This is a genomic window from Streptomyces sp. NPDC001220, from assembly GCF_053597895.1.
On the sequence record NZ_JBSFJE010000009.1, the window covers coordinates 283,491 to 296,114 of the forward strand.

Here is a 12,624-nt window from a genome sequence, read left to right on the forward strand (position 1 = left end):
CGGTGCGGGCCGGGCGGGGGCCGGTGCGGGCCGGGCGGGGGCCGGTGCGGGCCGGGGCCGCCCGCCGCGGCGGGGCCTACTTGAGGCCCGCCGCCGCGCACGCCGACTTGTAGTCGGCCGTGCAGATCTGCGAGATCTTGTAGATGCCGTCCGCGACGACGGTGTCCTTGATCTTGCTCTTCGTCACGGCGTTGACCTGCACCAGCTGGGCCGGGATGTTCTTGGTGGTCGGGCTGTCGACCTGGTCCTGGGTGAGCGCGTCGAACTGGATGTCCTTGCCCTGCACCTTGTAGACGGCCATCTGGGCGGCGGCCTCGGCCTCGTCCGGGTAGGGCTTGTAGACGGTCATGTACTGCTGGCCGATGAGGATCCGCTGAATGGCGTCGAGGTCCGCGTCCTGGCCGGTGACCGGCGGCAGGTTGGTGATGCCGGCCGCCTTGAGGGACTTGATGATCTCGCCCGCCATCGCGTCGTTCGCGGAGTAGACGCCGGCGATGTTGTCCTTGCCGATCGCGTCGATCGCCTTGGTGGTCTCCTTGCCGGCGGTCGGCGGGTCCCAGTCCTTGGTGTCGAACATGGCGCCGTCCGGAATCGTCACCTTGCCGGTCAGCTCGGACAGGGCGCCCGTCTTGAACTGCTTGGCGTTCGGGTCCGTCGGCGAGCCGTTGATCATGATGACCTTGTCGGAGGTGTCGACGTTCGACCCGAGGCCCTCCAGGAGCGTACGGGCCTGCACCTCGCCCACCAGCTCGTTGTCGAAGGAGACATAGGCGTCGATCGGGCCCTCGGCGAGGCGGTCGTAGGCGATGACCGGGATGCCCGCGTCCTTGGCCTTCTTCACCGTGGGCGCGATGGCGTGCGAGTCGACCGAGTCCAGGACGATGACGTCGACCTTGTCGTCGATCATCTTCTGCATCTGCTCGGCCTGCTTGGAGGCGATCGACCCGGCGTTCGCGTACGCGATCCGCCCCTGCTTGTTGGTGAGCTCGGCGATCTTGGCCTTCATGATCGGGTAGTCGAAGTTCCGGTACCGGGTGTTGATGATGTCCGGCATCAGCACCCCCACGGTGATGTCGTTGCCCTTGGTGGGGCTCGCGGTGGTCGACGATCCCGTCGCGTTGAACACGCCGCAGCCGGCGAGCGAGAGGGTCATCGTGGACGCGGCCACAAACATGGGTATACGACGCATTCGGGGGCTCACTTCAGGTGCGTTCCGGACATGGGGCTGCTTGCGACCCAGATGTCTGAAAAGACAACGCGTACGCCACACCCGGCGTCAAGCGGAACTACTTAACGAGTGCGCAACACTACCCTCCGCTGCACCTGTGAAGGCGAAGCGGAATCGTCTCCAAACACTCTTTACGGACCCTCCATCCAAAGGGAGTTCACGGGTAGGCAAAGATCAGTACAACCAACTCCTTTCCTCATGAGTCGACATCGGCAACGGCCATCTCCGTCGTAACGGAAACGACCAGAGGATCGAATGAAGCCAGCCAGACGCACCGCGGCCGGCGCCGTGGTGCTCGCCACCGCCGGCACCCTGCTCGGCGGTGCCACCGTGTCCGCCTCGGCGGCCACGACGACCTGCACCGCACCGGTCTACAAACGGCAGCTGTTCGCGAACACCACGTTCAAGGGCACCCCGAAGAAGACCGCCTGCGACTCCGCGATCAGCGAGAGCTGGAGCGGCGCCCCCGCCTCCGGCCTGCCCAAGGACAACTTCGGGGTGCGCTGGAGCGTCACCCGCGACTTCGGCTCCGGCGGCCCCTTCGCCCTCGCCGTCTCCGGACTCGACGGGATCCGGGTGTACGTCGACGGCGGTCGCAAGGTCGACCTGTGGAAGAACACGTCCAAGACGGTGACCAAGACCGTCAACGTGACGATCCCCAAGGGCCGGCACACCCTGCGGATCGACTACGTCAACTGGACCGGAGCCGCCAAGGTCAAGTTCAGCTACACCCCGAGGACTTCGGCCTCCGTCGACAAGGTCAGGCCCCTCACCCCGCTGGATCCGCTGGTGTCCTACGACGGCGACGCCAACGCGACGAAGCTGAGCTGGACGAAGAACCGGGAGATGGACCTCGCCGGCTACCGGGTCTACCGGCGCCTGCGGTCCAGCACCAGCTGGACGAAGGTGGGAACGACCACGGCGACGTCCCTGACCGACATCCCGCCCGCGACCGGCGCCCTCTACTACTACGAGATCCGCGCCTACGACAAGGCGGGTCACGAGTCGACCGGCACCGCCGACGCCCTGGTCACCAGCACCGTGCTGCAGACGCCTGCCCGGTTCACCGCGTCCGCCACCGACACGGGCGCCGAACTGAGCTGGTCGGGGGTGCACGCCGCGGTGAAGTACCGGGTGGAGCGGACCGACTTCTACGGCGTCGTCACCAAGTCCTGGGAGCTCAAGTACACCGTGAGCCTCACCGACGACACGCTGGCACGTGGCGAGGTCGCCAAGTACCGGATCGCGGCCGTGGACGGCTCGGGCCACGCGTCGCCGTTCACCGACCTCCAGGAGGTGACCCGCCCGCTGGCCGCACCCCGCGAGCTCACGGCGACCGCGGGCATCGGCAGCGCGACCCTCCAGTGGACGGTGAAGCCGGAGGACGCCCCGTACGACGAGTTCCGCGTCTACCGCTCGACCACGCTGCCCGTGGACACCTCGACGGCGCGGTGGGTGACCTGCACGACCAGCTTCACCACCCTCTCCGACGGGTCCCGCCGCTACAGCTGCGGCGACTTCTCGGCCGAGGAGGGCACGACCTACCACTACGCGGTGGCGAACGTGCAGGGGCCCCACGTGTCCGCGCTCTCCAACACCGCGACCGTCACCACGCTGGTCTCTGACAAGCCGCCCGCCCAGGTGACCGGGCTGACGGCGACGGCCACGGAGTACGGCGTCGAACTGGACTGGGACGACAACACCGAGCCCGACCTGAACCGGTACGCGGTCTACCGGGGCACGGTCCTCGGTGAGGAGGGCGACGAGCAGGTCTGCTCCGGCTCGGAGTGGGCGTGGCTGCCGGCGGGCACCTCCCACTACCGGGACGTACGGCTGCCGGACGGCGACCACGCCTGCTACTGGGTGGACGCGATCGACAACGCGGGCAACTCCAGCAGATGGCTGGGGCCCGTGTCCGCCGTCACCGTCGACGAACTGGACCTGACCCCGTCGGTGGCGACCCCGGAGGGCTCCCCGCTCACCCTGACGACGGACCCGACCGACTCGGGTGTCGGCCTGTCGTGGAACGCCGTCGAGTCGGCGACGGGCTACCAGGTCTACCGCTGGAACCCGGCCACGCGGACGTACGAGAAGCTGGCGGCCACCACGGACCGCTCCTACGACGACACCACGGCCGCCGCCGGCACCACCCACTACTACTGGGTGACCGCGCTGTACGCCGACGGCACGGAGTCGGCGCCCGGTGCGGACTGGGCGATCCTGGAGCCGTGAGCACGGGAAGGGGCCCGGAGGATCTCTCCTCCGGGCCCCTTCCGCACCAAGCCGCTAGTCCTTGGCCTTCTTCGGACGCCACACCACCAGCGCGCTGGTCTGCTGGACCTCCTGGTACGGGACCAGGTCACGGCGGTACGAGGCGTGTACCGCCGCTTCGCGCTGCCGCATCGCGGCCGCCGCGCCGTCCAGGGCCGCTTCCATCTCGGCCACGCGGGCCTGGAGCGCGGCGACCTGGTTCTCCAGTTCGATGATGCGCTTGATGCCGGCCAGATTGATGCCCTCGTCCTGCGACAACGCCTGCACCTGGCGGAGCAGTTCGATGTCGCGGGCCGAGTAGCGCCGGCCCCGCCCGGCCGTGCGGTCCGGGGAGACCAGGCCCAGGCGGTCGTACTGGCGCAGCGTCTGCGGGTGCAGTCCGGAGAGCTGGGCGGCCACCGAGATGACGTAGACCGGGGTCTCCTCGGTCAGTTCATACGGCCCACGGAAATTGTCACTGCGTCGACGGCCGTCCATCTCAGTCATGCTCCCTTCGCGGCCTCGAACAGCTCGGCACGCGGGTCCTCACCCGCGGTCGCCTCGCGATACGCCTCCAGCGCGTCACGAGCATTCCCCGACAGGTCCTTCGGGACCCTCACCTCGACGGTGACCAGGAGGTCGCCGCGGGTGCCGTCCTTGCGGACCGCGCCCTTGCCACGGGCGCGCATGGTCCGGCCGTTGGGCGTGCCCGGGGGCAGCTTCAGGGTGACCGGCGGTCCGCCCAGGGTGGGCACCCTGACCTCGCCGCCGAGCGCCGCCTCGGTGAAGGTCACCGGGACGGTCACCGTGAGGTTGTCCTCCTTGCGGCCGAACACCGGGTGGGTGTCGACGTGGACCATGACGTACAGGTCGCCCGCCGGACCGCCGCGCTCGCCCGGTGCGCCCTTGCCGCGCAGCCGGATCCGCTGGCCGTCGGTCACCCCGGCGGGGATGCGGACCTGCATGGTCCGGGACGACTTGGCGCGGCCGCTGCCCTTGCAGTCGAGGCAGGGGTGCTCCGCGATCAGGCCGCGGCCCTTGCAGTCCGGGCAGGGGTCGGTGAGCGAGAAGCCGCCTCCGGATCCCCGCGCCACCTGGCCGGTGCCGACACAGGTCGGGCACACGCGCGGTGTGCCGTTCTTGTCGCCGGTGCCCGAACAGGCCTTGCAGGGGGCCTGCGAGGACATCCGCAGCGGGACCGTGGCGCCCTCGATGGCCTCCGTGAAGCTGAGCGTGACCTCGGACTCGATGTCCTGGCCGCGCCGGGGCTGGGTGCGCGTGCCCGCGCCGCCGCCCCGGTTGAACAGGCCCCCCAGGACGTCGCCGAAGCCCCCGCCGAAACCGCCCCCGCCCTGCTGTTGCGCGTTGCCCCCGAAGAGGTCGCCCAGGTCGAAGTTGAAGTTGCCGCCGCCCGCGCCCGGCCCCGGGCGGAAGCCGCCGTTGCCGAAGAGGGCGCGTGCCTCGTCGTACTCCTTGCGCTTCTTGGGGTCACCGAGGATGTCGTTCGCCTCGGAGATCTCCTTGAAGCGCTCCTCGGCCTTGGCGTTGCCCTTGTTGGCGTCCGGGTGGAACTCGCGGGCGAGCTTCCGGTACGCCTTCTTGATCTCGGCCTCGGTGGCGTCCTTGGGGACGCCGAGGACCTTGTAGTAGTCCTTCTCGATGAAGTCCTTGGTGCTCATCCCCGACGCCCCTCCTTCCGCTCGGTACTTATTACGTCAGCCCTCCTCAGGGCCGTTGTCCTTCTCGTCGCCGGCCGCGGGGGCCTCTTCGGTCCCCTCGGCCTTCACCGGGGTCGCTCCCGGCTGCGGTTCGGCGACCGCCACCCGCGCGGGGCGGATGGTGCGCTCGCCGATGCGATACCCGGGCTGCAGAATCGCCACGCACGTCGTCTCGGTGACGTCCGGCGCGTAGCTGTGCATCAGCGCCTCGTGGATCGTCGGGTCGAAGGGCTCGCCCTCCTTGCCGAACTGCTGCAGGCCCATCTTCGCCGCGACCGTTTCGAGCGACTCGGCCACCGACTTGAAACCGCCGACCAGTTCGCCGTGTTCCCGTGCCCGGCCGATGTCGTCGAGCACCGGCAGGAGTTCGGTCAGGAGGTTCGCGATGGCGATCTCCCGGACCGTGATCCGGTCGCGCTCCACCCGGCGGCGGTAGTTCTGGTACTCGGCCTGGAGGCGCTGGAGGTCCGCGGTGCGCTCGCCGAGGGCGGTGCGCACCTGGTCCAGCTGGGCCGTCAGACCGGTCAGCTCGCTTGCGTTTGCGTCCCCGGCCGGGGCCGCCCCCTGTGCGGGAGCGGCCTTCGGCTCGGCATCGTCGGAGGTGGCGCCGGAGGGGACGTCGGGCTTCTCCTCGAAGCCCGGGGTCTCCTCCGTCACGCGGCACCGTCCTTGCGCTCGTCGTCGACGATCTCGGCGTCCACCACGTCGTCGGCGTCACCGGCGGCCTCACCGGCGGGACCGCCGGCGGCGGTCTGCGAGGCCTGGGCGTCGGCGTACATGGCCTGGCCGAGCTTCTGGGAGACGGCCGCGACCTTCTCGGTGGCGGTGCGGATCTCGGCGGTGTCCTCGCCCTTGAGCGTCTCCTTCAGCTCGGCGATGGACTCCTCGACCTCGGTCTTGATCTCGCCCGGGACCTTGTCCTCGTTGTCCTTGAGGAACTTCTCGGTCTGGTAGACGAGCTGCTCGCCCTGGTTGCGGGTCTCGGCGGCCTCGCGGCGGCGGTGGTCCTCCTCCGCGTACTGCTCGGCCTCCTGGCGCATCCGGTCGACCTCGTCCTTCGGCAGCGAGGAGCCGCCGGTGACGGTCATCTTCTGCTCCTTGCCCGTGCCGAGGTCCTTGGCCGTGACGTGCATGATGCCGTTGGCGTCGATGTCGAAGGCGACCTCGATCTGCGGGACACCGCGCGGGGCCGGCGGCAGACCGGTCAGCTCGAACATGCCGAGCTTCTTGTTGTACGCCGCGATCTCGCGCTCGCCCTGGTAGACCTGGATCTGGACGGAGGGCTGGTTGTCCTCGGCGGTGGTGAAGATCTCGGACCGCTTGGTCGGGATCGTCGTGTTCCGCTCGATGAGCTTGGTCATGATGCCGCCCTTGGTCTCGATACCGAGGGACAGCGGGGTCACGTCGAGGAGCAGGACGTCCTTGACCTCACCCTTGAGGACACCGGCCTGCAGGGCGGCGCCGATGGCGACGACCTCGTCCGGGTTGACGCCCTTGTTGGCGTCCTTGCCGCCGGTCAGCTCCTTGACGAGCTCGGCGACGGCGGGCATACGGGTGGAGCCGCCGACGAGGACCACGTGGTCGATCTCGCCGAGCTGGATGCCGGCGTCCTTGATGACGTTGTGGAACGGCGTCTTGCAGCGCTCGAGGAGGTCCGCGGTCAGCTGCTGGAACTGGGCGCGGGTGAGCTTCTCGTCGAGGTGCAGGGGGCCCTCGGCGGAGGCGGTGATGTAGGGCAGGTTGATCGAGGTCTCGGTGGAGCTGGACAGCTCGATCTTGGCCTTCTCGGCGGCCTCGCGGAGGCGCTGGAGGGCCATCTTGTCCTTGCCGAGGTCCACGCCGTGGCCGGCCGCGAACTGCTTGACCAGGTAGTCGACGACGCGCTGGTCCCAGTCGTCACCACCGAGGTGGTTGTCGCCGTTGGTGGCCTTCACCTCGACGACGCCGTCGCCGATCTCCAGGAGGGACACGTCGAAGGTGCCGCCACCGAGGTCGAAGACGAGGATCGTCTGGTCGTCCTTGTCGAGGCCGTAGGCGAGCGCGGCCGCGGTGGGCTCGTTGACGATACGCAGGACGTTCAGGCCCGCGATCTCGCCGGCCTCCTTCGTCGCCTGGCGCTCGGAGTCGTTGAAGTAGGCCGGGACGGTGATGACCGCGTCGGTCACCTTCTCACCCAGGTAGGCCTCCGCGTCCCGCTTCAGCTTCTGCAGGATGAACGCGGAGATCTGCTGCGGGTTGAAGTCCTTCCCGTCCAGCTGGATCTTCCAGTCGGTGCCCATGTGACGCTTCACGGACCGGATGGTGCGGTCCACGTTGGTGACCGCCTGACGCTTGGCGACCTCGCCGACCAGAACCTCGCCGTTCTTGGCGAAGGCGACGACGGACGGCGTGGTCCGGGCACCCTCGGCGTTGGTGATGACGGTGGGCTCGCCGCCTTCAAGAACGCTGACGACAGAGTTAGTCGTGCCCAGGTCGATGCCGACCGCACGTGCCATGGTGATTTCCTCCAGCTGACTTGAGTGGAACGGACTCAAGTGTGCATCAAGCCCGGCCACGGGTCAACAGACCTGAGTCGTCAAGGCTCAACTCTTATCCGTTCCTTACACGCAAGTACCCGCTGACCTGCGTGGATTCCAGACGCCGGGGCCCATACACCGGCACCCGAAGGAGTAGCAGCACGACGCTGACGGTGACGCAGGCGACGCATGTGGCGCCTGTCCGCCCGACCCAGCCGCCATGCACGAGCACCCCCACGAGTACCCCCGCGAAGGATCCGGCGCCGAGGACGACGGTCACGCCCGGCGGGGTGAGCCCGAGCCGCCGCAGCCGGTGGGCGAGATGGTCGGGCCCGCGCCGCAGCACCGGCCGCCCGGCAAGCAGCCGCGACAGCACGACGAGCAGGACGTCGGCGCTCGCGACGGCGGTGAGCGCGAACAGCACGCCCGCGCTGGCGCCGGGGTCGTACCCGGTCCGGGTGATCAGCGCGGCCGCGGCCAGCACGAACCCGGCGAACAGCGAGCCGGTGGCGCCCAGCGCGATCCGCGCGGGGTGCCAGTTGTGCATGAGGAACCCGGTGAGCGCCGCCGCGAGCACGCTCAGCAGCACGGCCAGCCCGTCCATGACCTCGGCGGCGGCGCAGGCCCCCACCCCGAAAGCGGTGATCACCCCCACGGTCCCGGCCAGCCCGTCCGCGTGGTCGAGCCCCTTGAAGGCGACGGCGACGAAGGCGATCCAGCCGACCCCGAGCAGCCCTTCGCCCACCCCGAACTCCCCGTACGGCACCACACAGGCGGCCGCCACGGCCGTACCGAAGAGCAGGAACCGGGTCTTCAGCCGCCACACGTCGGCGACCAGCCCGAGGAGCGCCACGGCTCCCCCCGCGGCCAGCAGCTCCCCGACCCCGGTACCGAGCGGGGCGACCCCGCTCCAGTCGCCGGCACCGGCGACCAGACAGGTGGCGCCCACGACGGCGAACCCGCCGAGCACCGGGACAGGGCGCGCCCGCCGGCGGTCGACGAGCCCCAGCCGCAGGGCGAACGGCCGGATCAGCGCGGCGAGGACGGCGGCGAGCAGCAGGGCGGTGGTGGCGGCGGCGATCCCGTAGAGCACAGGTCTAAATTAGACCTAAATGTAACAATTCCGTACGAGTAACACGAATAACACGATCACTTTGCCGCCGCAAGGCAGCGGCAGGTCAGGCACACCTCAGCGATTCAGATCACCCCGCACCTGACTACAGTGCGAGTAAAGATGCGGGTAGTCTCAGACCGACTGCATAAGTTACCGCTTAGTAATTTCGGGCACCCTCGCGCAGAGACCCGAAGAGACCCCTCGCAGGCCCGAGGAGCCCCCATGCAACTCGCCGCGATCATCGTGTCGCTGGTTCTGATCGTGGTCGGCGTGGCGTTGTTCGCCCGCGCCGTCTTTCAGATCTACAACTTCATGCGGCTCGGCCAGAACGTGCCCGCCGGCACCCGTACCGACGAGCCCGTGCAGCGGACCGTCACGGTGGTCAGGGAGTTCCTCGGCCACACCCGGATGAACCGGTGGGGCATCGTCGGCGTGGCGCACTGGTTCGTCGCGGTCGGCTTCTTCTCGCTGCTGCTGACGATCGTCAACGCCATCGGCCAGCTGTTCCAGGCCGACTGGCTGCTGCCGGTCATCGGCGAGTGGGCGCCGTACAACGTCTTCGTCGAGTTCATCGGCACCATGACGGTCCTCGGCATCCTGGTGCTGATCGTCATCCGCCAGCTGAGCAAGCCGAACCGGCCGGGCCGCAAGTCCCGCTTCGCCGGCTCCAACTTCGGCCAGGCGTACTTCGTCGAGACGGTCATCCTGGTCGTCGGCGTCTGCATCTTCATGCTGCACGCCCTGGAGGGCGCCCAGCACCACGTGGACTCCTACGAGGCCTCCTTCTTCATCTCCTACCCGGTGGTCCACTGGCTCGGGGGCATGGACGTCTCCACGCTCCAGAACCTCACCTACTTCTTCGCCGGCCTGAAGATCGCGACCTCCTTCATCTGGATGATCGTGGTCGCCCTCAAGACCGACATGGGCGTCGCCTGGCACCGCTTCCTGGCCTTCCCGAACATCTGGTTCAAGCGCAACGCCACCGGTGAGACCTCCCTGGGCGCCCTGCTGCCGATGACCTCCGGCGGCGAGCCGATCGACTTCACCGACCCCGGTGACGACGACGTCTTCGGCGTCTCCCAGGTCGAGCAGTTCTCCTGGAAGGGCCTGCTGGACTTCTCCACCTGCACCGAGTGCGGCCGCTGCCAGTCGCAGTGCCCGGCCTGGAACACCGGCAAGCCGCTCTCCCCCAAGCTGCTGATCATGTCGCTGCGCGACCACGCCCACGCCAAGGCGCCCTACCTGCTCGCGGGCGGCGGCAAGACCATGGAGGGCGAGGAGAAGGCGAGCGAGGAGCAGCTGGCCGGAGTGCCCGCCGCCGCCCTCGCGGAGGCCGAGCGGCCGCTGATCGGCACCGCCGAGGAGAACGGCGTCATCGACCCGGACGTGCTGTGGTCCTGCACCACCTGCGGCGCCTGCGTCGAGCAGTGCCCGGTGGACATCGAGCACGTCGACCACATCGTCGACATGCGCCGCTACCAGGTGATGATCGAGAGCGCCTTCCCCTCCGAGGCGGGCACGATGCTCAAGAACCTGGAGAAGAAGGGCAACCCCTGGGGCCTGGCGAAGAAGCAGCGCCTGGAGTGGCTCAAGGAGGTCGACTTCGAGGTCCCGGTCGTCGGCAAGGACATCGAGGACCTCACCGAGGTCGAGTACCTGTACTGGGTGGGCTGCGCCGGTTCACTGGAGGACCGCGCGAAGAAGACCACCAAGGCCTTCGCCGAGCTGCTGCACATCGCGGGCGTCAAGTTCGCGATCATGGGCGGCGACGAGAAGTGCACCGGCGACTCCGCCCGCCGCCTGGGCAACGAGCCCCTGTTCCAGGAGCTCGGCATGGAGAACGTCATGGCGCTGAACATGGCGTTCGGCGAGGAGACGGACGACGACGGCAAGGTGACCGAGGAGTCCCGCAAGCCGAAGTCGGCCAAGAAGATCGTCGCCACCTGCCCGCACTGCCTCAACACGATCGGCAACGAGTACCCGCAGCTCGGCGGCGACTACGAGGTCATCCACCACACCCAGCTGCTCCAGCACCTGGTGGACGAGGGCAAGCTGGTCCCGGTCACCCCGGTCGAGGGCATCATCACCTACCACGACCCCTGCTACCTGGGCCGCCACAACAAGATCTACACGCCGCCGCGCGAGATCATCGCCAGCGTCCCGGGCCTGCGCAACGAGGAGATGCACCGCCACAAGGAGCGCGGCTTCTGCTGTGGCGCCGGCGGTGCCCGGATGTGGATGGAAGAGCGCATCGGCAAGCGCATCAACAACGAGCGCGTGGACGAGGCGCTGTCGGTGAACCCCGACATCGTCTCCACGGCCTGCCCGTTCTGCCTGGTCATGCTCACCGACTCGGTCAACGGCAAGAAGAACGACGGCAAGGCCAAGGAGTCCATCCAGGTGGTCGACGTGGCCCAGCTGCTCCTCGACTCCGTGAAGACGCCGGCCGACCCGGCGGGCGAGGCGGAGCAGGAGAGCGCGCCGGAGCCGGAGCCGGTGAAGTAACCCGTTCACACGAAAGCGCCCCCCGACCCATTGCGGGTCGGGGGGCGCTTTCGTGTGCTTCCGGCTCGGTCAGCCGCGCGGGCGCTCGAAGGTGAGCAGCAGGCCCTCGACGGCGCCGGGACCTATCCGGCCCTTGACGTCGGCGGAGGTGATGGCCTTGAGGCCCCAGCCGTCCTCGGCGTGCTTGTTGAGGACCTTCTCCAGCTTGTCGCTGTCCAGCGCGTCGCCGATCAGCGACTCCCGGAAGGTGACGACCTTGTACTCGTACGCGTAGGCACTGCTCATGACTGAGGGATCCTCCTGCCGGCGGGGCCGGGTCGGGACGGGTTGCCGGGGCCAGACAATCACCCCGGGGCACCGCCGCACACCGCGGGACCGGAATTGGGGGAGCCGGCCGCGTCAGGCCGCGGCGGCGGTGGCGTTGACGGTGACCGGGATGTTGCCGCGTGTGGCCTTGGAGTAGGGGCAGATCCGGTGGGCGGCCGCACCCAGCTCGGCGGCGGTGGCCTGGTCGACGCCGCCGAGTTCGAGATCGAGTACGGCGGCCAGGCCGAACTCCCCGTCGTCACCGTGATGGAGGGTGACCTCGGCGGTGATGGCGGTGCTCGTCAGCCGGACCCCGCGCTCGGCGGCGGCGCGGCGCACGGCGCCCAGGAAGCAGGCCGCCCAGCCCGCCGCGAACAGCTGCTCGGGGTTGGTGGCGTCGCCGGCGCCGCCCAGCTCCTTCGGGATGGCCAGCGTGGTGTGAAGGAGCCCGTCGGCGGAGTGGACCCGGCCGCCGTTGCGGCCCTCTCCGTCGACGTTCACGACGGCGGTGTAGCTGACTGCCATGACAGTTCTCCCTTGTTCGTCACCTGTCGAAGCGGTGATCGGATACTTGCAGGCTCCTCGTCACCGGTCAAGCAGGTGACGAATCGGAGGGCGAGCAGCCAATAGAGCAGCCCCATCGATCATCGTCACCGTCTTGACCGGTGACGATCCCCGTGCGACAGTCACTGGGTATCGAGCCGGACGAAGGGAGTTCAGCCATGGAGAGCCGGAACACCACGGACTTCACGGGGGCCGCGGCCGCCACGGACGACGCGGCGGCGGCGCTGCGGCGCGCGCGGTTCGGGGCGCTGCCCGCACGCATCCGCTACGAGGACATGGTCGAGGAGCACACCGCCACCCCGGCCGACCCGGCCCGGTACGCCTACGACCCCGAGGGGTCCTGGCAGTCCTTCTCCTGCCTCGCCGCCGACCTGGGCCTCTGAGCGCGGGCCTTGATGACAGGGGAGTCACCCGTCAGAATGG

11 protein-coding genes are annotated in these 12,624 nt (G+C 69.0%); 3 read left to right on the forward strand and 8 right to left on the reverse strand.

What is annotated here, in order from left to right; translation table 11 throughout:
* Nucleotides 1-76: 76 nt before the first annotated feature.
* Nucleotides 77-1,189 (reverse strand): sugar ABC transporter substrate-binding protein, encoded by a 1,113-nt coding sequence (locus tag ACWDGI_RS23040; RefSeq protein WP_450761809.1) that lies wholly within the window; start codon nt 1,187-1,189, stop codon nt 77-79.
* Nucleotides 1,190-1,483: 294 nt separating this feature from the next.
* Here ACWDGI_RS23040 and ACWDGI_RS23045 point away from each other — a divergent pair, with 294 nt between their 5' ends.
* Nucleotides 1,484-3,460: a PA14 domain-containing protein gene (locus ACWDGI_RS23045; RefSeq protein WP_450761811.1), complete on the forward strand. Its 1,977-nt coding sequence runs from the start codon at nt 1,484-1,486 to the stop codon at nt 3,458-3,460.
* Between the two features lie 54 nt (nt 3,461-3,514).
* Here the strand turns inward: ACWDGI_RS23045 and ACWDGI_RS23050 are convergent, their stop codons facing one another.
* The 5 genes from ACWDGI_RS23050 to ACWDGI_RS23070 form a co-directional block, all read right to left on the reverse strand.
* On the reverse strand, nt 3,515-3,976 hold the full coding sequence (locus ACWDGI_RS23050; RefSeq protein ID WP_362574813.1) for a heat shock protein transcriptional repressor HspR: 462 nt from the start codon (nt 3,974-3,976) through the stop codon (nt 3,515-3,517).
* 5 nt (nt 3,977-3,981) lie between these two features.
* Nucleotides 3,982-5,157, reverse strand: coding sequence for a molecular chaperone DnaJ (dnaJ, locus tag ACWDGI_RS23055; RefSeq protein WP_450761812.1), 1,176 nt, complete (start codon nt 5,155-5,157; stop codon nt 3,982-3,984).
* 36 nt (nt 5,158-5,193) lie between these two features.
* Nucleotides 5,194-5,853, reverse strand: a complete 660-nt coding sequence (gene grpE / locus ACWDGI_RS23060; protein ID WP_450761813.1) for a nucleotide exchange factor GrpE — start codon at nt 5,851-5,853, stop codon at nt 5,194-5,196.
* Entirely contained in the window at nt 5,850-7,691 is a 1,842-nt protein-coding gene (gene dnaK, locus ACWDGI_RS23065; protein ID WP_450761815.1) for a molecular chaperone DnaK, read from the reverse strand. The genes grpE and dnaK overlap by 4 nt, the downstream gene beginning before the upstream one ends.
* 94 nt (nt 7,692-7,785) lie before the next feature.
* Nucleotides 7,786-8,805, reverse strand: a complete 1,020-nt coding sequence (locus ACWDGI_RS23070) for an MraY family glycosyltransferase (RefSeq protein WP_450761817.1) — start codon at nt 8,803-8,805, stop codon at nt 7,786-7,788.
* A gap of 243 nt (nt 8,806-9,048) precedes the next feature.
* Here ACWDGI_RS23070 and ACWDGI_RS23075 point away from each other — a divergent pair, with 243 nt between their 5' ends.
* Nucleotides 9,049-11,331: a (Fe-S)-binding protein gene (locus ACWDGI_RS23075; protein WP_450761819.1), complete on the forward strand. Its 2,283-nt coding sequence runs from the start codon at nt 9,049-9,051 to the stop codon at nt 11,329-11,331.
* A 69-nt stretch (nt 11,332-11,400) separates the two neighbouring features.
* Here ACWDGI_RS23075 and ACWDGI_RS23080 read toward each other — a convergent pair whose 3' ends face one another.
* Nucleotides 11,401-11,616 carry a DUF4177 domain-containing protein gene (locus ACWDGI_RS23080; protein ID WP_352222334.1) on the reverse strand — a complete coding sequence of 72 codons (216 nt, stop codon included), beginning with the start codon at nt 11,614-11,616 and terminating at the stop codon, nt 11,401-11,403.
* A gap of 114 nt (nt 11,617-11,730) precedes the next feature.
* Nucleotides 11,731-12,162 (reverse strand): Ohr family peroxiredoxin, encoded by a 432-nt coding sequence (locus tag ACWDGI_RS23085; protein WP_450761821.1) that lies wholly within the window; start codon nt 12,160-12,162, stop codon nt 11,731-11,733.
* A gap of 197 nt (nt 12,163-12,359) precedes the next feature.
* Between ACWDGI_RS23085 and ACWDGI_RS23090 the strand changes: the two genes are divergently transcribed.
* Nucleotides 12,360-12,584, forward strand: a complete 225-nt coding sequence (locus ACWDGI_RS23090; RefSeq protein ID WP_450761823.1) for a hypothetical protein — start codon at nt 12,360-12,362, stop codon at nt 12,582-12,584.
* Nucleotides 12,585-12,624 lie beyond the last annotated feature (40 nt).

Bases quoted from the DNA above. Each gene is read 5' to 3' on its own strand.
- ACWDGI_RS23040 (WP_450761809.1), bottom strand. From the start codon at position 1,189: ATGCGTCGTATACCCATGTTTGTGGCCGCGTCCACGATGACCCTCTCG.
- ACWDGI_RS23045 (WP_450761811.1), top strand. From the start codon at position 1,484: ATGAAGCCAGCCAGACGCACCGCGGCCGGCGCCGTGGTGCTCGCCACC.
- ACWDGI_RS23050 (WP_362574813.1), bottom strand. From the start codon at position 3,976: ATGGACGGCCGTCGACGCAGTGACAATTTCCGTGGGCCGTATGAACTG.
- dnaJ (WP_450761812.1), bottom strand. From the start codon at position 5,157: ATGAGCACCAAGGACTTCATCGAGAAGGACTACTACAAGGTCCTCGGC.
- dnaK (WP_450761815.1), bottom strand. From the start codon at position 7,691: ATGGCACGTGCGGTCGGCATCGACCTGGGCACGACTAACTCTGTCGTC.
- ACWDGI_RS23075 (WP_450761819.1), top strand. From the start codon at position 9,049: ATGCAACTCGCCGCGATCATCGTGTCGCTGGTTCTGATCGTGGTCGGC.
- ACWDGI_RS23080 (WP_352222334.1), bottom strand. From the start codon at position 11,616: ATGAGCAGTGCCTACGCGTACGAGTACAAGGTCGTCACCTTCCGGGAG.
- ACWDGI_RS23085 (WP_450761821.1), bottom strand. From the start codon at position 12,162: ATGGCAGTCAGCTACACCGCCGTCGTGAACGTCGACGGAGAGGGCCGC.
- ACWDGI_RS23090 (WP_450761823.1), top strand. From the start codon at position 12,360: ATGGAGAGCCGGAACACCACGGACTTCACGGGGGCCGCGGCCGCCACG.